Raw genomic sequence first — 24,944 nt, 5'->3', positions numbered from 1 at the left:
TTGCCAGACTAAAACCAGTTTCAAACTAGGAAGCGTCAATTCATGAAGAATCTTGTGGGAAATAAAGTTGTTCTCGTCGGTGCGGGCGACGTCGGTGTTGCGTATGCCTTTGCATTGGTCAATCAGGGAATTGTCGATCATCTCGCGATCATCGATATCAATGCGAAGAAAACTCGCGGACATGTGATGGACCTCAATCACGGTGTGGTTTGGGCGCCGTCTGCCACTACGGTTTCAGAGGGAACGTATGAGGACTGCAAAGACGCGACGATTGTCGTAATTTGCGCTGGCATTCCGCAGAAGCCGGGCGAGACGCGCCTGCAGCTGGTGGAAAAGAACCTTGCCGTGATGAAGGACGTGGTTGATAAAACGATGGCTGCGGGCTTCGACGGCATCTTCCTCGTTGCAACGAATCCCGTAGACATTCTCTCCTACGGCGTATGGCGCTACTCAGGTTATGATGCCAGCCGAGTCATCGGCTCGGGCACGATTCTGGACTCGGCACGCTACCGCTTTATGCTCGGCGAATTGGCGGGTGTTTCTCCCATGTCGATTCACGCCTACATCATCGGCGAGCACGGCGACTCGGAACTGCCCGTGGTTTCATCCGGCACCGTCGCGGGTGTGTCCATGCGTCGCCAGATGGATAAAGACGCCGGCTTTACCCAGCGCATCGAGAAAATCTTTGAGGAGACCCGCGATGCTGCGTACGAGATCATCGACGCAAAGGGGTCGACGTCGTATGGCATCGGCATGGGGTTGGCGCGCATGACCCGAGCCATTATCCACAACCAGGGAGTGGCCTTGCCCGTTTCAGTGCTGCTTAACGGCGAATACGGCGAGGAAGACATCTATATCGGTACCCCTGCGGTGTTGGACCGTTCCGGAGTCCGGCGGGTGGTCGAGCTGGAACTCGACGATCACGAGAAGGAACGGTTCGCGCATTCCGTCGACACGCTGCGCGCCGTACAGCAGCTGCACTTTTAGCCGGTAGGTGGTGGCTCGCTACGGTCTGCGAGTTTTCGGAAAGCAATGCACAATAGAGATCACATCTGTGTGCGAGGAGAATTGACTAATGCAAGAGTTCGTTAAAGAGCTGATCACTCAGCTCGACACCGTGATTTCCAACGTAGAGAAAGAAGCGGAACATCAGGCCGAAGCGATTGACAAGGTTGCCGAAACCCACGCGGACGGCGCGCGCAACCTGGTGCATTACACCGCTTTGCGAAACCAGGAGCTGCGCAAGCTGCAGGCAGGTTTGTCGTCGGTTGGCGCAACCCGCTTGACGACGACCGAGCCAGCCGTTCTGGCTCGTCTCGAAGCAGCGCACAACGTGTTGGATGCATACGCTGGCAACGAACTGACGTACCCGGCGAAGACGATCTCAGATGCATTCGCGCGCGCCGACGATATTCTTGAAGAGCACGCGGATGCTCTCTTCGGTCCAACGTCTGAGGAGACTCACTCGCGCATCATGGTGACCTTGCCTGCCGAAGCCGCAGATGACTTCGAACTGGTGAAGGGCTTCGCTGAGGCCGGCATGGAACTCGCGCGCATCAACTGCGCACATGACGGCCTCGAGGCCTGGGAACGCATGATTGCGAATGTCCACGAGGCCGCTAGCGCGGTCGGCCGCGAGATTCGCGTCGCGATGGACCTTGCTGGTCCAAAGGTTCGCACCGGTGAAATCGAACCGGGGCCAGCTGTCAACCGTGCTCGCGTGACGCGCACGGCCGCTGGCGAAGTAACCAGCCCGGCAAAGCTGTATTTGTCGGCGATCGGTTCTGAGGTGCCGACTCCCCCAGAGGAACCAGGTCGTCCAGGCGTCAACCTGCAGGTAGACCCTGCCTGGCTGGAAAATATCGAGGTTGGCTCCGTCATCTCCCTGCGCGATAACCGGAACTCGAAGCGTCGTTTCACTGTGCGTGATGTTCGCGAAGATGGCTTGGTCATCGCACACGGGAATCAAAACGCCTACATTGCAAACACGACGATGTTGGAGCACAACTGGGAACGCACCCGCGTTTCCGGTGTTGAGCCGATCGAGGTCAGGATTCGTCTGCACGCCGGCGATTGCCTGGTGCTCACAACCTCGCAGGAACCGGCGAAGGTCATCGAAGGCCAGACCACGACCATTGGCTGCACCGCTCCCGAGGCAGTGACTGCACTCGAAGTTGGCCACAACGTGCTTTTCGACGATGGCTCCATCGCAGCGGTGGTCGTCGAAAAGCGAAAAAATGGCGAGCACGACGAAGCGGTACTTGAGGTAACCCGCGCGGGTGCGAACGGTGTGAACCTGGCGGCCTACAAGGGCATTAACCTGCCTGACACAGACATTCCGTTGCCAAGTTTGACCGACGAGGACCTCGCAGCGTTTGAGTTCGTCGCGCACAATGCGGATATTGCGAACGTCTCATTCATTCGCACCGCCGCCGATGTGGCAAACGTGCTGGAGAACCTCGAGCGCATTGCCAATGAGGCTCCGGAGAAGGCCGACAGAATTCGCAATCTGGGAATTGTGTTGAAGATTGAGACGATCCCGGCGTACGAGCAGCTGGCAAGTGTCCTTCTGGAAGGCATGCGTCATCCGAAACTGGGCATCATGGTTGCACGTGGCGACCTTGCCGTCGAGCTTGGTTTCGCGCGTATGGCCGAGGTACCTCGCTTGATCATGCAGATGGCTGAGGCTGCACACGTGCCAGTCATTATGGCGACTCAGATTCTGGAAAACCTAGCCAAGACCGGCCTCCCATCCCGCGCCGAGATGACTGACGCGGGCTACGCGCTGCGTGCCGAGTGCGTGATGCTGAACAAGGGCCCACACATCACCGACGCGATTCGCATTCTCGAAGAGATGTCGTCGCGTTTGGGCCGTTCCCAGAGGAAGAACCGTCAGATGTTGCGTCGTATCGGTAGCTGGGAAAACGCACTGTGAAGATCGTCGCTCACCGCGGATACTCAGGCAAATACCCTGAACTGACCCATCGCGCCTTCGACGAGGCACTGAAACTGCCAATTGACGGTGTTGAATGCGATGTGCGGTTAACACGAGATGGTCGCCTCGTCGTCCAGCACGACAAAACCATCGACCGCACCTCGGATGGCACCGGTTTGGTCGCGAAAATGGACTTCGAGGAGCTGCGACAATTCAACGTCGGCACCGAAGATGACCCCCAGCGCATCTTGCTTCTCGACGAGCTCCTGGAGCTCATGCAGGATTATCCTGATAAAGAGCTCTATCTGGAAACGAAGCACCCTTCGCGGTTTGGTCCTGAGGTGGAGGAGCAGGTGGCGGTGCGGTTGCGATACGCAGGGTTGCACGAGGACCCCCGGATCAATCTGATTTCGTTCTCGCACGCGGCGATGCGTCGTTTTGCTCGTCTGCTTCCCGCTCTTGATTGCTACTACTTGGTTGATCCCCGCGACGCACGCTGGAATCGAAACCATATCTTCTTCTCTAAGCCAGCCGGTGTGGGGCCTTCCATTACGCAAGCGAAGGCCGACCCAGTCCTTGTCGGTTTGCGCGGCATGAACACCTACATGTGGACCGTGGATGATCCGGACGACATGATCTGGTGCCGCGACAACGGTGTAGATGTGATGGCGACCAACCTTCCCGAACTGGCGCTGGAGACGTTGCGGTAGATTAGGGCCCATGGCCAAAAAGAACCGTAAGAATGAACAGCTCCCTGAAGGCATGAGTCGCCGTCAGGCAAAGCTGGCTGCCCGCGCCGCGGAGCGCGAAGCGCTGCAGAAGGATCCTCGCCCGTACGCAGGTCTTGTCGCAGAAGCTGACCTTGTCGCCCTGCAGGAGTTTGTTCCTTCCGCAGTCGCGTCCCTCGAGGTCAAAGGCACCCCAGTAAACATTGTGACCGTGCTGCCAGGTGCAGTTGCGGCCATGGTGCGTGACGACGACGATGCGCGTTTCGTCGCACTGCAAACCCAGGCTCGTTCCCAGAATCCGGGTCGCGACCTTGCGTTCGCATTGAACTGGGTTCTTGAGGCGAAGCCAGGCGACTCGCTGTCTTCCGGTGTTGCCGACGGCACCCAGCCAAAGATCACCGAGTTGATCGAAGCAGATGCCACGTTGGAGATTTCCGAGTACGACGATTTCAACTGGTGGTTCTCCAACGCCTCCGGCATGCCACTGGAAATCCAGCAGATGCTGCAGCGCGCGAACGATTCTGTCATTCCTTCCCGCCAGGTGGAGAAGGATTTGCCGGGATCGATCTGGTGGGTCAACCCGGGTGGTGGAAAAGCACACATCCGTTGGATCCGTACCGAGGACAATGAGACCGACATGCTCAACGCATTGGCTCGAATCGGTGCGCGTGGTGAGCTGAACTTGGGCGAAGGCACCAAGTTTGCAGGAGCCTTCCGCACCCACGGTGTCGTCGTTCCTGTTTTCGATCTTGATCCAGAGGTTGAACACGACTCCTACGGCGACGCGTTGCAGGCGTTGAACGATGCCATCGAAAAAGAGTACGCAAACGATGCGCAACTGTCTGCCGAAGAGCGCCGACAATTAGAAAACATTAAGTCTCGCCAGGTGACAATCTAGTTATTCGTGTGATGTCAGCCACTGGAGTTCCGTGCTGTTATGCGGGGCCCGGTGGCTTTTTCCTTGTCAGGGTGTAGAGCATACCTATCTGCATTCTGTTCGTGAAGAGTTGTTTCTCTGCTATCCAGTTGTTAAGAATCGCGTAACTTTGCATTCTTAGGATTAGCTGTCATGTCCACGTTGATTCCAGCGGTGACTGAAAAGCCAAAAGTTAATGAAGAATACGCGCAGCAGAAAAAGGCGCGTGGATCCATTGACTGGAAGCAGTTCGGTCTCGCTATGCTGCTCGTCGGTCCGAACCTTATCCTGCTCGCGGTTTTTACCTACCGCCCTCTCCTTGACAATATCCGGTTGAGTTTTTACCACTGGAATATTTCGTCTACCCGTCAGACCTTCATCGGTTTCCAGAACTACATCGAGTGGTTCACAGCTGATGACACGGCCAGAGTTGTTTTCAACACCGTGGTTTTCACCCTCGCAGCGGTTGTCGGCTCGATGGTGATCGGCTTAGCTCTGGCGCTACTCCTCGATCAGAAACTCTTTGGTCGCGGCGCAGTTCGATCGATGGTGTTCGCACCCTATGTCATTGCAGGCGCAGCCATTGGTGTGGCTTTCCAGTTTGTTTTCGACCCAAACTACGGCTTGATCCAGTACTTCCTCAACTTGATCAACGTTGATGTTCCGAACTTCTACCAAAACTCCAACTGGGCGTTGTTCATGGTTACGACAACCTACATTTGGAAAAATGTCGGCTACGTCTTCGTGATTTACCTTGCCGCGTTGCAGGGTCGTCGAGAAGATCTTGATGAAGCCGCCGAGATCGACGGAACCTCGGCTACGCGTCGTTTCTTCCGCGTACTCATGCCACAGCTTCGTGGCACCACGTTCTTCCTGTCGATCACCGTGCTGCTCAATTCTTTCCAAGTCTTCGACATCATCAACGCAATGACCAAGGGCGGGCCGTTCGGTTACGGCACCTCCACGATGGTGTTCCAGGTTTACCAAGAAACATTCGTTAACGGACGTGCAGGTTACGGTGCCGCCGTGGCGACGATCATGTTCCTCGTCGTCTTGGTTGTCACTGCCATCCAGGTCCGCTTCCAAGAGAAGGGGAATGAATAATGACTGCACCTGAACGCGCTCTTCCACCAGTACCCGGCACTCAAGGTGATGGCGAACCAACAATCACCGACAAACAGCGCAATCGTAAAGGCGCTGGAGTAGAGCACTCGTCTGTCTGGTCAAAAGCTCTCGGCTACATCGCACTAGTTGTGACAGTGCTCGTCATCATGGTTCCGATGTATTTCATCGTCATCACGTCGTTGAAGACATACAGTGACATTTACGCTGACCCGATCTCTTTTTGGCCTAACCCTGTAGAGGTAGGTAACTACATTCGTGTCCTTGAAGTCTCTGGCTTCCTGGAGTACTTCCGTAACTCCATGATCATCACCACTGTGCTGACGATCATTGAAGTCACCTTGGGTGTGCTGAGTGCTTACGGCTTCGCATTCCTTCGCTTCCCGGGAAGAAACGTACTGTTCCTCCTGGTGATCGCAACTTTGATGGTGCCGAACCAGATCACCATTATTTCCAACTACGCGCTGATCGCGGAAATGGGTCTGCGCAACACCTACATGGGTGTCATCCTGCCGCTCGCGGCAGTGGCATTCGGCACCTACCTGATGCGCAACCACTTCCTCTCCTTGCCAAAGGAGATCATGGAAGCAGCATCCATGGACGGCGCCGGTTTCTGGACCACCTTGTTCAAGGTAGTGCTGCCAATGTCATGGCCGACGCTGTCGGCGTTTATCTTGATCACCGTCGTCGGTGAATGGAACCAGTACCTCTGGCCATTCCTCATCACCGATACTGCTGCAACCGCACCGCTGCCGGTTGGCCTGACCCGACTGCAAGACGCAGAAGGTCTGACCAACTGGGGTCCAGTGATGGCAGGCACCGTCCTCACAACCGTCCCAATGTTGCTCGTGTTCTTGCTCTTGCAGAAGAACATGATCAAGGGCCTGACCGCTGGTGCGGTCAAGGGATAGTGTCACCCACCCCGTCAGCTCACCAATTTTCCCACCCCACCGCCTTACTGAAAAGGACATCATCATGAACCCGCTCAACATTGAACTCTCTCGTCGTCACGCACTGGGCCTCGGCGCAGTTGCAGCATCCTCCGTCGCACTGACCGCTTGCGCAGGCTCCGGCGGCGGCAGCTCCGCAAAGGATGACGGCTCCCCACTGAAATTCTGGTCCAACCACCCTGGCTCCTCCCAGGACATCGAGAAAGAAATCATCGAAGCGTGGAACAAGGACAACGAGGATGCGCAGGTTGAGCTCATCACCGGCGGCTCAAACTATGAAGAACTCGGCCAAAAGTTCAACGCGGCTCTTTCCGGTGGTGAATTGCCGGACCTGATCGTTGCTTCCGACGTCACCTGGTTCAACTTCGCACTGAACGAGCAGACCACCAACCTCGACGACCTCTGGGAAGAAGCCGGTGTCGACCCAGACACCATCGTCGACACCCTGCGTGAGGACTACGCGTACGAGGGTGGACACTACGGCGTTCCTTACTGCCGCTCCACCTGCTTGATGTACTGGAACACCGACATACTGGCAGAATCTGGCCTGCCGACCGACCGCGGTCCAGAGACCTGGGAAGAGTTTGCAGAGTGGGCACCAAAGATCAAGGAAGTAATCGGCGACAAGCCAGTTGTCGTCATCCCTGACGGCTCCAACTACCTTGACTGGTACTTCCAGGGCATGGTTTGGGCATTTGGTGGCGCTTACTCGCAAGAGTGGGAGCCTACCTTCACCGAAGACGCAACTATCAAGGCTGGAGAATTCCTGCAGCAGCAGGTCAAGCTTGGCCACTTCGAGATCTCCACCGACCCAACAGTTGCATTCGGCAACGGCAACTCTGCGGCATTGTTGCAGTCCACCGGTTCCCTCGGTGGTCTGACCGAAACCGCTAGCGTCGAATTCATCACTACCTTCCTGCCTGGTCCGGGCCCATCCTGCCCAACCGGCGGTGCTGGCGTTGCGATCCCATCTGGCATCGCCGACGACCGCAAGGTCAAGGCCCTGAAATTCATCGACTTCCTGACCAACACCGAGAACACCATTAAGTTCTCCCAGGCAACTGGCTACATGCCAATGCGTAAGGATGCCGTTGAGCACCCAGACGAGGTTGCCTACCTGGAAGAGAACCCAAACGCAAAGACCGCCTTGGACCAGCTGGAACAGAACACCCAGCCACAGGACTACGCTCGCGTCTTCGTTCCTGGTGGTGGCCAGCGCGTCGGTGCTGCGCTCGATCGCATCGCCATCGCACAGGAAGACGTCAAGACCGTCTTCGAGGATCTGGCTAAGGAAACCCAGGATGTCATCGATCGTGACATCCAGCCGCTGCTCTAAGCGGAATCAGCACACCCCCTCTGAAAGGACAGTGAAGCTTTCATGGCAACTGTAGAATTTCGCCAGGCGTCCAGGATCTACGATCCAGAGCGCCCACCAGCGGTAAGCCGTGTCAACCTTGATATTGCAGACGGGGAGTTCCTCGTCCTCGTCGGACCTTCCGGTTGCGGTAAGTCAACAACTTTGCGCATGCTCGCCGGGTTGGAGCCTATCGACGAGGGCCAAATCTTCATCGACGGCAAGGATGTCACCGAAACCCGCGCTCGTGACCGTGACGTGGCAATGGTGTTCCAGTCGTACGCTTTGTACCCAAACATGACCGCACGCCAGAACATGGCCTTCGCGTTGGAAAACAAGAAGGTAGACAAGGCGACTATCGACGAGCGCGTCGCATTTGCCACCAAGATGCTCGAACTTGAGGATCTCATCGACAAGAAGCCGGCGGCGATGTCCGGTGGCCAGCGTCAGCGTGTGGCCATGGGGCGTGCAATCGTGCGCCAGCCAAAGGTCTTCCTCATGGACGAGCCACTGTCCAACCTGGATGCCAAGCTCCGTGTGTCCACCCGAGCACAAATCGCTGCTCTCCAGCGTGAATTGGGCACCACCACCGTGTACGTCACCCACGACCAGACCGAGGCAATGACCTTGGGCGATCGCGTCTGCGTACTCAAGAGTGGCATCCTTCAGCAGGTCGACAGCCCAGCGGTACTCTACGAAAATCCAGGCAACACCTTCGTGGCAACCTTCATCGGCTCCCCGTCGATGTCGCTGCTCGACGGAATTGCAGTGGAAAACGGCCGCGCGGTCCTCGGTGAGGGCCACACTCTTGACCTCGGCATGACCTCTGAACAGGCTGCAAAAGTGAAGGGCGACAAGGTCATCATCGGTGTGCGTCCAGAGAACTGGGAGATCGTAGCGATCAACAGTGACGCGCCGTTGGACACACCGTCTGTTCCGCTTGAGGTCGCGTTGGTTGAGCACTTGGGTTCCGAGCAGTACGCGTACTGCCACCCGATCATGACTGCGGATTCTCCAGTTACTGTCCGCGGCGAGCGCATCACCGTGCGCGCGCCTAAGGGCACCCTGGATCAGGGCGATACCATCCGTGTCCGCCCGGTTCCAGGCAGCGTGGTCTTCTTCGACCCGGAGACCGAAATCAACCTGAATTACCTGTAGTTCTGGCGTGTAGCGTACATCCCGAACGACAAAACCCGAACGCCCTGGATGCGAGAACTCGTTACGAGTTTCTATCCAGGGCGTTCGGGCTTTGCAATTCGGGTTTTGCCGTGGAACCCGCCGAACCCGCCGAACCCGCCAATGCCGCCGATCTAGCGCAATGAGGCGAAGAGTTCCTCGGCCGCGTACTCGTCCCAGAGCACCACGTTGCCCACAGATGTGTCCATGAAGCCACCGACAGGGACAGTCTCCGAGTTGTTGTCGCCCGCGAAGGCGAAGACCAAGCGCAACAGGTGCCAAATGTGGTCGCCGTCGCCCACCTGGAACATCGCCACGCTGCTAAACAGCAGGGAGATGCTGCGGATTGGGTTCGCCAGCACGCTGGCCGAAGTGACCTTGGACATCAACGCGCCCATGAACTCGCGCTGGCGAGCAACACGGTCGATGTCGCCCTGCGGAGTGGCACGGGTACGCACGTAGCCGAGGGCGGTGGCACCGTCCATGTTTTGGCAACCAGCCTGCACGTCTAATGCCGCGAGAGGGTCCTGGATGGGGTACTCGGGACATAGTTCGACACCGCCGATGGCATCGACAACGCCCGCTAGACCACCCATGCCGATCTCAGCGTAGTGGTCGATGCGCAGCCCGGTTTCCTGTTCCACGGTGGTGGCCAGCAACTTCGGGCCGCCGTAGGCAAAGGATGCGTTGATCTTGTCTTCGCCGTAACCAGGGATACTTACCAGCGAGTCACGCGGGATCGACACCAAGGTGGGCGTGCCCGTAGTTGGGATGTGCATGATCATGATGGTGTCGGTACGGCTCGGTCCTACTTCGCCGCCGGTTCCTAGGCGTTCGACGTCTTCGTCGCTAAGCCCTTGGCGGGAGTCGGAGCCCACGAGCAGCCAGTTGGTTCCAGCTGTGTTCGCGATTGGTTCGTCGGGGAATGCGTCGACGCGCGTGAGGCGTGCGTCGGCGAGTAGGACTGCCACGATGCCGAGAACCAGAATGGTCGCGATGATCATCGTGAAGCCCGACATGCAGCCCCCACGGCGGCGACGTCGAGGCGCTCGTCGGCGGGGTGCCTGTCGTTCGGTGATGTGCATTGGCACGGGTTCCGGCTGTGGCGCAGGTGCTTGACGACGACCCGGCTGCTCGTAAGACGGGCGCGGTTGCTGGGAGGAGTACGGGGTACGGCGGGGCTCATACGCTGGGCGCCGCGGTGGCATTTGTTGGCGCGGGCGGTCGGTGCGTGGCCGTTCGGTGCGGGGGAGGTCCATGCGGGTGGATTCGTCGTAACGCGGGCGCTGTGGTTGCGAAGGACGGGACGGGCGGCGGTGGACGGGGCGCCCGTAGCGATCGACGAGGGGTTTGCCGTCTGCCCCGCGGACGATGTCGTCGGAGTTGTCGCGGGGTGTGGGGAAGCGTGGATCGCTAGACATGGTTTTTATCCTAGCCCTAGGCGTGTGACAGTTGGGACTGTTGGTGTTGAAGCGAGCTTAAAGCCCAAGCCAAGAAAGATCTAACACCAAATAGCCAACAAACGCGACGGCATCGATCAGGAAGTGCGCGATAATCAGGGGCCAGATCTTGCCCGTGCGGTGGTAATAATAGCCAAACACGACACCCATCACGATATTGCCAAAGCCCGCCGAGACACCCTGGTACAGGTGGTAGGAGCCGCGCAGCACACTCGATGCGGCGATCGCAGCCGCTGGCGACCAACGAAGTTGCTTCAATCGAGTGATCAGCCACATGACTACGACGACTTCTTCGCCAAATGCGTTGGCGGCGCTCCACAGCAGCAAAACGGGGATCTGCGCGGCCTCGGTGGTGGGGATGACTTCCTTTGACAAACCCATCTGTAGCGCGAGCAGATATAGCCCCAAACCAGGGATGCCGATCAGGGCGGCAAGGCATGCACCCCAACCCCAGTCGGGAAGACGCAGGCGCGGCAAAGTGGCCTCTAGTAAGAACAACGCCAGGAGGCCCCAAGCAAACAGGGTCGCTGCGCTGGTCAGTTGGAGGGCGAAGTCGAGCCAGGCGCTCGTCGATAAGCGTGAGTTGAGCGTGACATCTTGGTCGTTGAGGGCATCGGCGGCGAGGAGATCGTTGACAAGTCGCAGGGTCGAACGCACACCGCTCATGCCGAATGTAATGGTGAGAACAAGGAGGATCTCTTTTGAAATGCGACTCACGCCCACCACTGTAGGGTAGAACCCATGACAACTGTTGCGTACCTTGGACCAGCCGGAACCTTCACGGAAGAGGCTTTGTGGAAGTTTCGCGACCAGGGTGCGTTCGGGCAGGGGGAGGTCACCGCGTTGCCGGCCGAGTCCCCCTCGGAGGCGCTGAACCTGATTCGTACTGGCGAGGCGCAGTTCGCGGTTGTGGCGATCGAGAACTCCGTGGATGGTGCGGTCACGTCGACGACCGACGCGCTGATCGAGGCCCCGGGCGTGCAGATTTATGACGAACTTGAGCTGTCGATCTCTTTTGCGATCATGACCCGCCCGGGTGCGCAGCTAACCGATGTGAGGCGTTTTTCCACCCACCCCGTAGCCCAGCGCCAAGTGCGCGACTGGGTAGCGAATAACATTCCGCAGGTCAGCTTCACAGCCGCATCATCGAACGCGGCGGCGGCCAAGGCTGTGGCCGACGGTGAGGCGGATGTCGCGGCCGCACCGCTGCGCGCGGCAGACTTGTTCGGGCTGGAAGTCCACGCGCAAGGCATTGCCGATATGGCCACGGCACAGACTCGCTTCATTGTCGTGGGACCTACGGGAAAGCCCACTCCGCGCACGGGCAAGGACCGCTCCTTTGTCGTCTTCGATCTACCCAACGAGCCAGGCACATTGGTCGGTGCCCTGCAGGAGTTCGCGTTCCGTGGTGTGAACATGTCACGCATTGAGTCTCGCCCAACAAGAAAGACGGCGAGGACATATAATTTCTACGTTGACCTTGTAGGCCATATCGATGACGCACCACTTGCCGAAGCTCTTCGCAACCTGTGGCTGCGCGCCAACTCCGTGACTTTCCTCGGTTCCTGGCCTGCCGCCGCCGGGGAAGAACGCGAAAAGGCCCTAGCTCACGACATTGCCCGCCTCGAAGCCGCCACGAACTGGGTAAAGGATGCCCAAGAAGGACGCTGACTGACATGCTCGTACTCCTGCGCCACGGACAAACCCACTCCAACGTCAAACGCGCACTGGACACCAAACTGCCGGGCGCAGCGCTGACCGAACTTGGCCAGCAGCAATCGCGCGACGTTGGTCCAGAGATCATGGATCTGTACGCCCCAGAGCGCATCGTCACCAGTGAGGCCCTCCGCGCGCGCCAGACCGGGCACCACGCGTTCGGCTCGCTTTTCGACGACATCCCGGCCATCGCGGGACTGCATGAAATCGCAGCCGGCGTGCATGAAATGGCTACACACGACGAAGCGCTGATCGAATACCACGAGGTAGTGCACCAGTTCTTCACCGGCGACACCAACGCGATGCTGACCGGCGGCGAGAACCTAGAGACGTTCCTCGATCGGTACCGCACCGGCGTGGAACCGCTTCTTGAGCACACCTCAGTAGTGGTCAGTCATGGCTCCGCGATTCGTACTTTCGCGGCGCGCGCAACCAACGTTGATCCGAAGTTTGCCCAGCGTGCGATCCTGCACAACTGCCGTTTTGTAGTGCTCAACCCCGTGGGCGAATTCGGTCAGTGGGAATTGGTGCGCTGGGGCGACGAAGAGCTCTAGCCCCAACCCAAGCGGTGGAGGTCTTCTTCTTCGAGTCCGAAGTAGTGACCGACTTCGTGAAAAACTGTGGTTTTCACTTCACGACGAAGCTCCTGCTCATCCAAGCACACCCGTTCCAGAGCGTCCTTGTAGATGAAGATGGCATCGGGTAGGAAACCCGAGTGGTTCGCGTGCTGCTCAGGTAGCGGGACACCCTCGAAGAGGCCCAGCAGCGTTGGATTGTCCTCGTTGTAGGCCCGCGCGAGCACGACCACGTTGGTCATGTTGCGCGCGAACTGCTCGGGGAGCTCGTCGAGGGCGTCGTCGATAAGCGACTCGAAAAATTCATCGCTTACGGGGTTCATCATGGTGCTTAGTTTTCGCGGATCGGGTCGCGTTCTGGTTGCTCTGCCGGCTTTTCGCCGTCGATGGTGAACCCGTCGCGACCTGCTGTAGCGCTACCCTTTAGCGAAGAGAAACCGCCGTCATTGTTGGCGTGGACCAGGCCACAGTTCACGGTGCGGCTGCCACCTTCCCAGCGCTCCGCCGGAAGTGTTCCCCAATAAGGCTGCAAGGTGGACTGATAGAGGTTTTCCTCGCCGCCTAGGAACTCGATTGCTGCGTCGGTGCAGACATCTTTAAGGTGCTCGTCCTGATCCTCGATGCTTGGGGTGCTGTCCGGGAATACTGGGGCGAGATTTTCCACCCGAGTGACCTCGATGGCGTGGTCTTCCCCGCAGTCCACGGTTTGGACGACGTTGGAAGAATCGGCGACAACACATTCGCCGGGCTCGGCGTAGTTGGCTTGATCCTGTTCTACCGCGCGGCCCTCATTGAGCTGCGGGGTGCCAGTGGAGTCGGTGACTTGGAGGCCACACAACATGGTGCGGTCGCCCTGTTCCCAGGCGGCTGCGGGAGGAAGGATCGGGGCGATGGAGTACTTGCCCACTGAGTCGTAGCGGCCGTCAAGGTAACGGATCGTCGGCGTGTGGCAGAGCTCCTCGCGCAGCTGGGCCTGACGTGTTTGGGTTGGCATGTCGGCGTCGCGGCCGAACTCACTGGTGGGGTAGGTGCCTAGGTCTTCGCGCACGCTGACCTCAAAGCGGTGCTCAGTATCGCAGCTGGTTTGTTCGAAGTTGCTTACTTCACCGTCGTCGTCGATGTCCCACGTTAGGCAGGAACCTTTGTCGGCTGTGGTAAACGGCGCGATCGGCTCGGCCGAAGTAGTGTCTGAATCAGCTGCTGGATCCGTGATTTGCGACGCCTGCGTGGTTGAGTCGCCGGGCTCGTCGGAAAAGTAGTAGAAAGAACCCACGGCGACGGTCCCTGCAAGTGCTGCAATCAGCAGGGCGCGCACGCCTGCGGGGGAACGCCAAGTAGATGTGGAAGACATAATGTCCTAACTCTAGTCCAGTTCTCGTGTAACTCTGGTAGTCAACCGGTACCTATCGGTGCGGTATACCGATGCGCATAACTCAACAGGCTTGTCCCCGGAGCGCGCAAACCTCACAATGTGCAAGAGGGGACTACCGGGGGAAACGTCCAACAACGCGGCTTGAGAATCACTTGCGGCAACAGCTGTCACGGTTTGATCGGCCTCTGTGACAGGCAGTCCGTAATTCTTTTCTAGGAGCGTATACACAGAATTGTATACGTCGTTTTCCAGCAGGTCGGGAGTGAAATGTCCGTTATACCAGGCGTCATCAATGGAATAGGGCTCACCATCACCGAGGCGGAGGCGTCGCAAATGGATGTGCTGTGCGGTGGATTGAGAGCGGAAGAAGTTGACCACGTCATCCGGCGCGGTATCGCGTGCGGAAAGAAGAATCTTCGATGTCGCATCGACCTTCTGGGCGCGCATTTCGTCGGAAAACGATGCAAGGTGAAGGCGACTGACCAAGGGGTTCGGTGCAACGAACGTGCCTTTGCCCCTGACACGACGGAGCTTTCCCGCTGCGACAAGATCGCCGATGGCGCGACGAACGGTGATGCGTGAAACGCTGAATTGCTCTTCGAGGACGCGCTCGCCGGGGAGCAATTCGCCTGGTTTCAGGGTGGTATCGCACAGTTCTTCCAAGATCGCACGTAATTGCGCGTGCTTAGGCTCTGGGCCCTCCGTGATCGTCCTTGTGCTCGTCGACAGGCGTGAAGCCGTCGCAGCAGTCTCTGCCTCGCGGTCCATACGCACCATCCTACTCTGGTGGTCATAACCAGCGCGACGTTTCCTTGTGAAAGGCCGAGGAAAGACGGGGTCTCACCAAAACTGTGACGGCTTCCCGGTAGGCTTATTGATTGTGATTGATCTGAAGATGCTCCGCGAAAATCCCGACGTTGTCCGCGCTTCCCAGATGAACCGTGGCCAGGACCCAAGTCTCGTCGACAAGCTGCTTGAAGCCGACGAGGCGCGTCGCCAAGCGATCCAAACTGCCGACGAACTCCGAGGCGAACAAAAGGCATTTGGCAAGAAGATTGGCCAGGCGACCCCGGAAGAGCGACCAGCGCTGCTGGAAGGCTCCAACGAGCTAAAGTCAAAGGTCAAGACTGCCGAGGAGGAGCAAAAGGCTGCCGAGGACCGCGTCCAGGAGCTGCAGTACCAGATCGACAACGTCGTTGAGGGGGCCCTCCCGGAGGCGAAGATGACTTCGTCGTGTTGGAGCACGTCGGCGAAGTTCCAGAGTTCGACTTCGAGCCAAAGGATCACCTCGACCTAGGCGAGTCCCTCGGATTAATCGACATGAAGCGTGGCACCAAGGTCGGCGGCGCTCGTTTCTACTACCTCACCGGTGACGGCGCGTGGATGCAGCTTGCGATGCTGACTCTCGCTGCGCAGAAGGCGCGCGAGGCCGGTTTCAAGCTGATGATCCCGCCTGTGCTCGTGCGGCCAGAGATTATGCAGGGTACCGGCTTCCTTGGCGATCACTCGGAAGAGGTGTACTTCCTCGAACGCGACGACATGTACCTGGTGGGTACCTCCGAGGTGGCTCTGGCGGGCTACCACAAAGATGAAATCGTGGATCTGTCTGACGGCCCGCTGCTGTACGCCGGCTGGTCCTCCTGCTTCCGCCGAGAGGCAGGTTCTTACGGCAAGGACACCCGCGGTATTTTGCGCGTGCACCAGTTTGACAAGCTGGAAATGTTTGTTTACTGCAAGCCCGAGGAAGCAGAAGAGATGCACCAGAAGCTGCTGGGACTTGAGCGCGAGATGCTGGCCTCAGTCGAGGTTCCATACCGCATCATTGACGTTGCAGGTGGAGACCTTGGATCCTCCGCTGCCCGCAAGTTCGATACCGAGGCGTGGGTGCCAACCCAGGAGACCTACCGCGAACTCACCTCTACTTCTAACTGCACCACGTTTCAGGGTCGCCGCCTGAACACGCGCTACCGCGATGAGGAGGGAAAGACCCAGACCGTGGCTACTTTGAACGGCACCCTGGCTACTACCCGCTGGTTGGTTGCGATCTTGGAGAACAATCAGCAAGCCGACGGCTCTGTCGTCGTCCCTGAGGCGCTGCGCGCATTCATGGGCAAAGACGTGATCACCCCGGTGAAGTAGATGGAATACCGCATCGCAGCAGGTCAGTTCCAGGTACCTGCAGACCTCGAGGAATTTCCACTTCACCCGACGGAATCGAAAGAGCGCTTTTACCAGTGGGTGATCGGCCGGCTCAAGGGCCTGCTGCGCCTACAAAAAGTACAGGTAACGTGCTACGGCGCGGAGCACATTCCTGCAGAATCTGGTGCGATCATCGCGATGAACCACACCGGCTACTACGACTTCATGTTCGGTGAAGTCGCCCCGCACATCCGCGGAAAGCGGCTGCTACGCTTCATGGCGAAGAGGGAAGTTTTCGATGTTCCGGTCCTAGGCAACATCATGAACTCGATGTGGCACATCCCAGTCGATCGTTCGGCCGGTGGCTCCAGCGTCGATGCTGCTGTCGAGCGCATCTATCGGGGCCAACTCGTCGGCATTTTCCCCGAAGCAACCATCTCTCGGTCCTTTGAACTGGCAAACTTTAAAAACGGTGCCGCACGCATTGCACAGCAGGCCGATGCGCCACTGATTCCGATGGTCACGTGGGGCTCCCAACGCTTCTGGACAAAAGGCCGCGAAAAGGAGCTGGGACGCAATGGCTACCCAGTGATCATTCGCCTAGGCGAACCAGTGGACACAACTGGCACATCCGATGAAGTCATCGCCCGCTTGAAGGCAGCGATGCAGGTGCTTCTCGACGACGTCCGCGCTGAGTACAACGAGCGCTTCGGCCCGTTCGAACCCGGCATGGACTGGATGCCAGCCTCGATGGGTGGCACCGCACCAACTCTCGAAGAAGCAGATGACATCAACCGCCGCGTGAAAGCCGAGAAAATCGAGAAGAAGAAAGCGAAAGAAGCGCGCAAGATTAACAGACGTGCCGATAGGGCACTGAAAAAGGACGTGACCTAAATGACTCCCCGCCTGATTGCCAGCGATATCGACGGAACCTTTCTGGATTCCCACGATCGAGTGACACCGAGGTTGCGCGACGCAGTAATGCGCGCGGTTCACTCCGGTGCCCATTTCGCACTGGCAACCGGGCGCCCACACCGCTGGGTTTTCCCGGTGATAGATCAGCTGCCGATTCGTCCGATGTGTATCTGCGCCAACGGGGCAGTGTTATACGACCCGTCTGAGGACAAGGTTCTCACCGCCCACACCCTCGACCCAGACGTGATGGCGCGGATCGCTGACATCGCACAGCACGTCTACGAACCACATGGGGGAGTGGCCTTTGGCGCGGAACGGGTTGGCCAATCAGCGTTTGACCCCGAAGAAGAAGCGTTTGTTACCACCCCGAACTACTCCACCGAGGTGTGGTCCGAAGGCCACGGTGTGCAGCCTTTGCACGAGTTGGTCGCGCAGCCCGCGGTGAAGATGATCCTGCGCAACCTGGCTATTTCATCTGCGGAGATGTTCGACCTCATCGCAGACGAGATCGACCCTGAGGAAGCGCACGTTACCTACTCGATGAACGATGGCCTGCTGGAAATCGCCGCGCCGGGTATCAACAAGGCCACGGGAGTCTCGACCCTGGCGGCGCAGCTCGGCGTAGAGCAGCAAGATGTGGCAACTTTCGGAGATATGCCTAACGACATCGAAATGCTCGCGTGGGCCGGAACCGGAATCGCAATGTCTAACGCCGCGCCACTTGTCCAAGAAGTGGCAGATTTCGTGACCACCTCGAACGACGATTTCGGCGTTGCACTCGTGCTAGAAAAGTGGTTTTAGCAGCTACATGAGCGGGCCTTGCTGCGCGATCATCTGCTGCCAGAAGCCCCATTCGTCGGCAGCGCGGGCCTGATCAAGGTAGCCATGTGGCCCGAGGACGCGACCGTCGTCAAAAAATAGCGCCCCGTGCCCGCTGGCGCCGTGGCGCATCACGGGGACTAGGTTCAGCCCGTCAAAGGACAACGGCGAATTCGGGCGCACGTCGCCACCTGCAATTGCAATGAGGGTCGGCGCAATGTCGATGAGTGAGGTCAGTTCGTTGCACACACCGGATTCAGCAACGCCGGGCCAGTAGATTGAGAATCTTCCCGTTAGCTCCGCACAGCACACTACCTGATCAAGGGGCGGGCACTCGGTGATCTCTTCGAGCTCGATGATCTCAAGATCGGCCAGGATATCGTCGACACGCGTCGTTGCGCCACGCTGCGGATACTGGCCAGTCAACACAGACAGGCGGTTCGCGCGGTAGTCCGCCCCGATGGCGTGAGAGTTCTCAAAAACGAGGCCGGGGAGTGGGACACCGGGACGCGTTCCTGTGATCAAAAGCATAAATGTAACAATAAGGGCTATGACTCTCATCGCCGCGATTGACCAAGGTACCACCTCCACTCGATGTGTGATCACGGACCTCACTGGCACCGTGTTGGCGCAGGCGCAGTTCGAGCACAAGCAGATCATGCCCCGCGAAGGCTGGGTGGAGCACGACCCGAAGGAGCTATGGCGCAATGTTCGCCGCGCGGTCTCTGCGGCGATGGTCGCGATCGATGTGTCCGCCGAAAAGATCTCAGCGCTGGGAGTGACCAACCAGCGCGAAACAGCCATCGTTTGGGACAAAAGCACCGGTGAGCCGGTGTACAACGCGATTGTCTGGCAAGACACGCGTACCGGCGACCGTGACAAAGACCAAGCGAGGTATCTCGAACGCACCGGCCTGTTGGCCAACTCATACCCGGCGGGGCCGAAATGGGCCTGGATCCTGGACAACGTCGAGGGCGCCCGCGAACGCGCAGAACGTGGTGAGTTGCTTGCCGGCACGATAGACACTTGGCTCATCTGGCACTTGACCGGCGGTGCGCTTAACGACGAAGGCAGCGAGGCTGTGCACGTCACCGACGTCACCAACGCCTCGCGCACCTTGCTCATGGACATCCACACGTGCCAATGGGATGTAGAGCTTTGCGACGAACTCGGAGTCCCCATCAGCATGCTCCCCGAAATTCGTCCCTCGATCGGTGAGGTTGGGCGTGTGCGCCACCGTGGCACACTCGCCGGGGTTCCTATCACCGGAGTGCTGGGTGATCAACAGGCGGCGCTGTTCGGCCAAAACTGCCTGACACCCGGTAGCGGCAAGATGACCTACGGCACTGGGTTGTTTATGCTGCTAAACACCGGTGACACCCCGCAAGTGTCGCGCAACGGAATGCTCACCACCGTTGCCTACCAGAAGGAAAATGAGCCCCCGGTGTATGCCATCGAAGGGTCTGTGGCAGTCGGTGGATCGCTCATCCAGTGGTTGCGCGACCAACTTGGGATCCTTTCGACCGCTGCCGAGTCGGAGAAGCTGGCGGCCCAAGTGTCAGACTCAGCTGGAGTCACTATTGTGCCCGCATTCTCTGGGCTCTTCGCACCACGCTGGCGCCCCGATGCTCGCGGGGTGATTACGGGGCTGACGCGCTTCGTCGACAAGCGACACATCGCTCGCTCCGCCCTGGAAGCCACGTGCCTGCAGACCCTCGAAGTCACTCGGGCGATGGAGGCCGATAGCGGAATCAAGCTGGAAAGCTTGCGGGTTGATGGCGGTATGACGGAAAATAACCTGCTGATGCAGATGCAGGCGGACCTGATCGGGGCGCAGGTGACGCGCCCAGATAACGCCGAAACGACGGTGATGGGTGCTGCCAGCGCGGCCGCCGTCGGGGCAGGGCTGATCGACGAGCCGTTGTCGCTTGGCGACGAAACCACCTGGGAAAGCAAAATGGCCGGCCCCGACCGGGACCGGCTCATTGCTCAGTGGGAGGACGCTGTCGCGCGCTCCTACGACTTGGCGTAGTACTTAGTCAATACGCTCTAGTCGATCTGGATATCGACGGAGTGGGTGTTGGCGTTGTAAGAAATGCTGCCTCCCTGGAAGTCGACGCGCATGTCGCCGTTGTTCGCCGCGTACTCGTCGGCAACGGGCATGCCCAGTGGGCCGAGGTCGAGGCCCTGCTGCAACCAGGCATCGGCGATCTTTCCAACGAGTGCAAAGGTTTCGCCATTCGCGTTGCGCACTCCGATGCCGTTGTCGAAGAAAGCGTACTCTGCGCCACCGACGCCAGCCGCGGTGCCATTGGACGTGCCCAGGAGTGGTTCGAGGGTGTTCCACCAGCCGGCAGCCTCGTCGTTGCCCGTGACTTGGAGGATGGTGCCGACGTATGGGGTGAGTTTGCCCACGGTGAGGCCAGGGAGAATCTCAACATCAGCGACGGTCTTTGCGCCGCCAGGGATGAGGTTGTTCGATGCGGCAAGGGTAATCGCGAGCGCAGCGACGGATCCCGCTGCGGCGGCTACGGCCTCAGGCTCGCCAGCGAGCAAGCCGCTGATGGAGCTGGTGTCGGCAGCGTTCTCGTCCTTGGTCACGGTAGTGGTGGTGCCATCATCCGTGGTCGTGGTCTCGGTATTTTTTCCAGGGGTGACCGATGGGAGATCGACGATCGGGTTGGAACCGGTATCGGTCTGCTCCGGAGCCTCGACGTCGGTGCCGTTGGACACTGCGGTGTACTTCTTCTTCGCAATCGCGCGGATCTGATCCATCTGGCCGTACAGGTTGTCGCCCGGGCACTGGTTGTAGTGGAAGTCGCGGTGCGCGTTGATGCGCGGGAAGGTATCGCCCTGGCCCGCGCTGTAGCGGCTGCCCTTGAAGTCGAAGTCTGCAGTCAGGGAGGTGCTGCCGGTGGGATCGAAACCAGCCACCGCCGAGCGCCAGCCAGCCATATTGCCCAGCGCCTCGATCGATGCCTGGGTTGGAGTAGCGGTCTGGTAGTTACCCAGAACGGAGATGCCCCAGGTGTTCTGGTTGAATCCGCCAACGTGAGCGCCCTGAACGGCACGGTCGAGTCCGCCGTAGCGACCTTCGTAAACATTGCCGTACTTGTCCACCATGGCGTTGTAGCCTACGTCGCCCCAGCCAAGTGTGCGTGCGTGATAGTCGTAAATACCACGGACGATACCCGGAGCCTGGGACTCGGAGTAGTTGTTGGAACCAGCGGTGTGGTGGACGGTGATCGCCTCGACAGGCTCGTTGTAGTACGGGCCTCCGCTGCGGATGCCTTCGTTTGCGCCCCAGCCAGCACGAGTGATGACGTTGGGCATGCCCTCGTAGTTCATCGGAGCGATGGCGTCAGCGGTGCCGGTGCCGCCGTCCATGAGGACAACACTGAAGTCCTCTGCGGTGGAAGCGGCTGGTGTAGCTTCTTGTGCTGCATCAACGACGTCGGCGACAGGAGCGATATCGCCGTGGTTTGTCGGCAGTGGGAGAGAGCCTGCTGCTGGCTTTGCAACCGGTGCTTCTTCGGCAGGTGCTTCTTCTGCCGAGACGTCCGCAGCGGGTGCCTCCGCTGCCGGTGCATCCGCTGCTGGGACGTCCGCTACTTCTGGGGCGGCGTCAAGACCAGGGGTGACCAGATCGACGTTGCCCATAGACACCTGAACCTTCGTGGTTGGTTCGATGTAGATCAGCTCGGTGCCGTTCTTGGTCGCGCCATCTACTTCGTATACCTGGTCCAGTTCGAACCATTCACTCCAAGAGCCATCTGCGCGGGCGGCGCGGACGAATGCGTTGACGTCCTTGTTGCCTTCCCATGTCAGGGCGAACATTGAGAACTCAGTGTCCTGGGTGAATTGTTTGACGGTGCGGTCCGTTTCACTGCCATCGCCCTGGGTGGCAACTGCGGGGTCGTCGATGACCACGGATTCGCCAGCCGATAGGGACATGGTGGTCTCTTGGACGGCGATGCCGCCTTGACCTTCGGTTTGGGTTTTCATGACGTAATTTCCACCGAAGACGGCGGTCACTACGAGAGCTGCAGCCACGAGGACAGCCAAGATGGGATTGGCCGTGGTCGTGGACCTTGACAGTCGGCGTCGTTGAATCACGGAAATGCTCCTGAGAATTATGTTGCTAGTGGTATTGCAATAGACCAAAGTGTAGTTTAGAGCATTTCTGTGATTATTGTTAGATGTGGGGCAAAAAGTTAGCCGCGAGTTTACTTTGGCCAGTTTTTCCGAATCCGCATCCGTGAATTGAGCCAATAAACTGTGAGATTCATTCGACCTTGCACCACGCGCCACCAAAACCAGTAAGAAAACGTTAAGTCGGATAGCCTTGGTGCCATGACTTATGACCTCATTGTTGTTGGATCTGGCTTCTTTGGACTCACCGTTGCGGAGCAGGCGGCGAGCGAGCTAGGAAAGAAAGTTCTCGTCGTCGAAAAGCGAGAGCACATCGGCGGAAATGCCTACTCGGAGGCGGAGCCGGAGACCGGAATTGAGGTGCATAAGTACGGTGCTCACCTGTTTCACACCTCCAACGATCGCGTGTGGGAGTACGTCAACCGCTTCACGGATTTCACCGACTACCAGCACCGCGTTTTCGCCATGCACGACGGCAATGCCTACCAGTTTCCAATGGGACTCGGCCTAATTAACCAGTTCTTCGGAAAGTACTACTCGCCGGACGAGGCGCGCAAGCTCATTGAAGAACAGCGCGAAGGCATGGACCCGGCGGATGCAAAGAACCTGGAAGAACGTGGCATTGCGCTGATTGGCAAGCCACTCTACGAGGCCTTTGTCAAGCATTACACCGCAAAGCAGTGGCAGACCGATCCGACCGAGTTGCCAGCGTCGATCATCTCCCGACTGCCTGTCCGCTACACCTTTAATAACCGCTACTTCAACGATAAGTACGAGGGTCTTCCGGTCGAGGGCTACACCAAGTGGCTAGAGAACATGGTCAAGTCCGACTTGATCGACGTGCAGCTCAACACCGACTGGTTCGAGGTGCGTGACCAGTACGAGGGCATCCCCGTCGTCTACACCGGGCCACTTGACCGCTACTTCGACTATGCCGAGGGCCACCTGGGCTGGCGCACCCTTGACTTCGACATGGAGGTGCTCACCGATACCGGTGACTTCCAGGGCACCCCGGTGATGAACTACAACGACGCGGACGTCCCTTACACCCGCATCCACGAATTCCGTCACTTCCACCCAGAGCGCGACTACCCAACCGACAAGACGGTTATCGTCAAGGAGTACTCCCGTTTCGCCGAGGGCGACGACGAGGTCTACTACCCAATCAACACCCCAGAAGACCGCGAAAAGCTCGTTGCTTATCGACGACTCGCCGCCGCGGAATCCGCCGTGAACAAGGTGTTGTTTGGTGGACGTCTGGGCACCTACCAGTACCTAGATATGCATATGGCGATCGGTGCTGCGCTGTCGTTGTTTGACAACCACCTGCGCCCATACTTTGAAAACGGCGAGCCAATCAACCAGGAACGCGGCCACTAGTCGCAAGAATTGGCCCCTCAAAGGTGAATCCAGCAAGGCGATGTTCGTCTTGCTGGATTCACCTTTTCGTGTGCGGTGGTTATCGGAAGGGGGGGGCAAGTTTGGGGGAGTGTCCTACTTGCCACACATTGCACCACGGCTGTAAGGTTAACGGTAGGTTAACAAAGGGGTAACTAGAGGTTGCTTCCAGACGAAAGGTATTACCGTGACCGCCATTTTTGCAGATCGCTTCAGCATTGTTCGCGAGGATCTCCACCGCCGCTTCGGTGGTTCGGTCGAGGCGCGCGAAATCGATCGCGTTGTCGATGAAACCATCCAGGCGCACACCGAAACCTCGACAGTGGACGAGTTTCTGCCGGTGCTCGTCGAGCGTGAGGCTCGCGCCGTGCTATTTGAAATGGGCGTCAAGCGTCCTGAGGTTCTATTTGCCTCGAAGAACAACGCGGCGCGCGCACAGTTGGCAATGGCGTATCTGCGCCACCTGGCGGGTGACAAGATTTACGCGCGCAGCGTCGCAGTTGAATCGCAAATTGATGTCGACCCGCTGGTCCTGCAGGTCCTTGAAGAGCGTGGCATCTCTACAAACGCCTTGTACCTCAAGGAAGATGTGGCGCGCACTGCCCACCGTGCCGATGTCATCGTCCTGCTGGGCGTCGATGAAACGCCAGACATGCCTGGCAAGCGCTATGAGAAGTGGGACTTGAAGCACCCGCGCGACCTGGAACAGGTGCGCTCCGCTGCGGATTTCGTCGAAAGTAAAGTTCGAGAACTGATCCGCGACCTCGGCGTGGAGTTGTAATCCACATCAAACCCACACGGGCCCTGCCATGGCGGCGGGGCCCGTGTGCGTTCTTGTGGCCCAAGATGAACGGAAAGTGAACTTCATTCCACGTGAAAGATATGTTTAATCGCCCTGCGTATGGCCGCATTTCCGGCTTTCCGCAGGTCAATGGTTGACATCCACCAACTAAAAGCGCTAAGGTTAACGCTAGGTTAACAAATGAACGTTAAGTAAACAGAAAGGAGCTCACCCAATGAGCATCACATCGATTGTGAACCTCTTCACTGGAAACACTGCGCGCAAACACGCCGACGCGGGGATGAATTCCCACCAGATCCAGGAAGCTCAGCGCCGCGAGGCCGAGCGCCTGAAGGCTTGGTCGCAGATGGCAGCCAGCCTGCACCGCAACTAACTCAATCAACACATGGCAACCAGAAACACTCAATGAAAGGAG

At 58.5% G+C, this 24,944-nt stretch carries 23 protein-coding genes and 1 pseudogene; 17 read left to right on the top strand and 7 right to left on the bottom strand.

All coding sequences use genetic code 11. From position 1 onward, the window contains the following. Nucleotides 1-42 precede the first annotated feature (42 nt). The 8 genes from QP027_RS10615 to QP027_RS10580 all read left to right on the top strand — a co-directional run bounded on the left by QP027_RS10615 (nt 43) and on the right by QP027_RS10580 (nt 9,163). A complete protein-coding gene (locus tag QP027_RS10615) occupies nt 43-987 on the top strand; it encodes an L-lactate dehydrogenase (protein WP_284824693.1) in 945 nt (314 codons plus the stop codon). 88 nt (nt 988-1,075) lie between these two features. Beyond that, complete coding sequence (locus QP027_RS10610; protein WP_284824691.1) at nt 1,076-2,935, top strand: pyruvate kinase; 1,860 nt, start codon at nt 1,076-1,078, stop codon at nt 2,933-2,935. After that, on the top strand, nt 2,932-3,645 hold the full coding sequence (locus QP027_RS10605; RefSeq protein WP_284824689.1) for a glycerophosphodiester phosphodiesterase family protein: 714 nt from the start codon (nt 2,932-2,934) through the stop codon (nt 3,643-3,645). The genes QP027_RS10610 and QP027_RS10605 overlap by 4 nt, the downstream gene beginning before the upstream one ends. A 10-nt stretch (nt 3,646-3,655) precedes the next feature. Further along, nucleotides 3,656-4,561 carry a DUF5926 family protein gene (locus QP027_RS10600; RefSeq protein ID WP_284824688.1) on the top strand — a complete coding sequence of 302 codons (906 nt, stop codon included), beginning with the start codon at nt 3,656-3,658 and terminating at the stop codon, nt 4,559-4,561. 171 nt (nt 4,562-4,732) lie between these two features. Beyond that, nucleotides 4,733-5,683 (top strand): carbohydrate ABC transporter permease, encoded by a 951-nt coding sequence (locus tag QP027_RS10595; RefSeq protein ID WP_284824687.1) that lies wholly within the window; start codon nt 4,733-4,735, stop codon nt 5,681-5,683. Then, nucleotides 5,683-6,612, top strand: a complete 930-nt coding sequence (locus tag QP027_RS10590; RefSeq protein WP_284824685.1) for a carbohydrate ABC transporter permease — start codon at nt 5,683-5,685, stop codon at nt 6,610-6,612. Before QP027_RS10595 ends, QP027_RS10590 begins: the two co-directional genes overlap by 1 nt. A 64-nt stretch (nt 6,613-6,676) precedes the next feature. After that, a complete protein-coding gene (locus tag QP027_RS10585) occupies nt 6,677-7,987 on the top strand; it encodes an ABC transporter substrate-binding protein (RefSeq protein WP_284824683.1) in 1,311 nt (436 codons plus the stop codon). Nucleotides 7,988-8,029: 42 nt separating this feature from the next. Then, on the top strand, nt 8,030-9,163 hold the full coding sequence (locus QP027_RS10580; RefSeq protein ID WP_284824681.1) for an ABC transporter ATP-binding protein: 1,134 nt from the start codon (nt 8,030-8,032) through the stop codon (nt 9,161-9,163). A gap of 152 nt (nt 9,164-9,315) precedes the next feature. Here QP027_RS10580 and QP027_RS10575 read toward each other — a convergent pair whose 3' ends face one another. Further along, complete coding sequence (locus QP027_RS10575) at nt 9,316-10,602, bottom strand: LCP family protein (protein ID WP_284824680.1); 1,287 nt, start codon at nt 10,600-10,602, stop codon at nt 9,316-9,318. Nucleotides 10,603-10,659: 57 nt separating this feature from the next. Continuing rightward, nucleotides 10,660-11,307: a CPBP family intramembrane glutamic endopeptidase gene (locus QP027_RS10570; RefSeq protein ID WP_432418633.1), complete on the bottom strand. Its 648-nt coding sequence runs from the start codon at nt 11,305-11,307 to the stop codon at nt 10,660-10,662. 75 nt (nt 11,308-11,382) lie between these two features. On the opposite strand from QP027_RS10570, the gene pheA reads away from it, so the two are divergent. Beyond that, nucleotides 11,383-12,312, top strand: a complete 930-nt coding sequence (gene pheA, locus QP027_RS10565; RefSeq protein WP_284824676.1) for a prephenate dehydratase — start codon at nt 11,383-11,385, stop codon at nt 12,310-12,312. A 5-nt stretch (nt 12,313-12,317) separates the two neighbouring features. Further along, the gene (locus QP027_RS10560) at nt 12,318-12,911 is read left to right on the top strand and encodes a histidine phosphatase family protein (protein WP_284824675.1); all 594 of its coding nucleotides are present in this window, start codon (nt 12,318-12,320) and stop codon (nt 12,909-12,911) included. On the opposite strand, the gene QP027_RS10555 is transcribed toward QP027_RS10560, so the two are convergent. Genes QP027_RS10555 through QP027_RS10545 form a run of 3 tightly spaced genes read right to left on the bottom strand, consistent with a single transcriptional unit; the run spans nt 12,908 to nt 15,072 of the window. Beyond that, the gene (locus QP027_RS10555) at nt 12,908-13,255 is read right to left on the bottom strand and encodes a metallopeptidase family protein (protein WP_284827024.1); all 348 of its coding nucleotides are present in this window, start codon (nt 13,253-13,255) and stop codon (nt 12,908-12,910) included. The two genes, QP027_RS10560 and QP027_RS10555, sit on opposite strands and share 4 nt — an antisense overlap. A gap of 8 nt (nt 13,256-13,263) precedes the next feature. Further along, on the bottom strand, nt 13,264-14,283 hold the full coding sequence (locus tag QP027_RS10550; protein ID WP_284824673.1) for a septum formation family protein: 1,020 nt from the start codon (nt 14,281-14,283) through the stop codon (nt 13,264-13,266). Between the two features lie 12 nt (nt 14,284-14,295). Continuing rightward, a complete protein-coding gene (locus tag QP027_RS10545) occupies nt 14,296-15,072 on the bottom strand; it encodes a GntR family transcriptional regulator (RefSeq protein WP_284824671.1) in 777 nt (258 codons plus the stop codon). A 112-nt stretch (nt 15,073-15,184) separates the two neighbouring features. On the opposite strand from QP027_RS10545, the pseudogene serS reads away from it, so the two are divergent. From serS to QP027_RS10530, 3 genes and pseudogenes are all read left to right on the top strand, one after another. Next, nucleotides 15,185-16,443 (top strand): annotated as a pseudogene (gene serS / locus QP027_RS10540) (serine--tRNA ligase). Then, nucleotides 16,444-17,337 (top strand): lysophospholipid acyltransferase family protein, encoded by an 894-nt coding sequence (locus QP027_RS10535; RefSeq protein WP_284824669.1) that lies wholly within the window; start codon nt 16,444-16,446, stop codon nt 17,335-17,337. Further along, the gene (locus tag QP027_RS10530; protein ID WP_284824667.1) at nt 17,338-18,159 is read left to right on the top strand and encodes an HAD family hydrolase; all 822 of its coding nucleotides are present in this window, start codon (nt 17,338-17,340) and stop codon (nt 18,157-18,159) included. It begins immediately after the preceding gene. Between the two features lie 3 nt (nt 18,160-18,162). Here the strand turns inward: QP027_RS10530 and QP027_RS10525 are convergent, their stop codons facing one another. Further along, entirely contained in the window at nt 18,163-18,708 is a 546-nt protein-coding gene (locus QP027_RS10525) for a hypothetical protein (protein ID WP_284824665.1), read from the bottom strand. Nucleotides 18,709-18,727: 19 nt separating this feature from the next. On the opposite strand from QP027_RS10525, the gene glpK reads away from it, so the two are divergent. Next, nucleotides 18,728-20,209: a glycerol kinase GlpK gene (glpK, locus tag QP027_RS10520; RefSeq protein ID WP_284824663.1), complete on the top strand. Its 1,482-nt coding sequence runs from the start codon at nt 18,728-18,730 to the stop codon at nt 20,207-20,209. A 17-nt stretch (nt 20,210-20,226) separates the two neighbouring features. Here the strand turns inward: glpK and QP027_RS10515 are convergent, their stop codons facing one another. Next, nucleotides 20,227-22,293, bottom strand: coding sequence for an N-acetylmuramoyl-L-alanine amidase (locus tag QP027_RS10515; RefSeq protein WP_284824661.1), 2,067 nt, complete (start codon nt 22,291-22,293; stop codon nt 20,227-20,229). Nucleotides 22,294-22,530: 237 nt separating this feature from the next. Here QP027_RS10515 and glf point away from each other — a divergent pair, with 237 nt between their 5' ends. From glf to QP027_RS10500, 3 genes are all read left to right on the top strand, one after another. After that, entirely contained in the window at nt 22,531-23,709 is a 1,179-nt protein-coding gene (gene glf, locus QP027_RS10510; RefSeq protein ID WP_284824660.1) for a UDP-galactopyranose mutase, read from the top strand. 205 nt (nt 23,710-23,914) lie between these two features. Further along, on the top strand, nt 23,915-24,508 hold the full coding sequence (locus tag QP027_RS10505) for a three-helix bundle dimerization domain-containing protein (protein WP_284824659.1): 594 nt from the start codon (nt 23,915-23,917) through the stop codon (nt 24,506-24,508). A gap of 235 nt (nt 24,509-24,743) precedes the next feature. Beyond that, nucleotides 24,744-24,902, top strand: coding sequence for a hypothetical protein (locus QP027_RS10500; RefSeq protein WP_284824657.1), 159 nt, complete (start codon nt 24,744-24,746; stop codon nt 24,900-24,902). Nucleotides 24,903-24,944: the final 42 nt, after the last annotated feature.

This window comes from Corynebacterium breve (assembly GCF_030252165.1).
Classification (GTDB): Bacteria; Actinomycetota; Actinomycetes; order Mycobacteriales; family Mycobacteriaceae; genus Corynebacterium; species Corynebacterium breve.
This window is presented reverse-complemented; position numbering and strand designations above follow the sequence as displayed.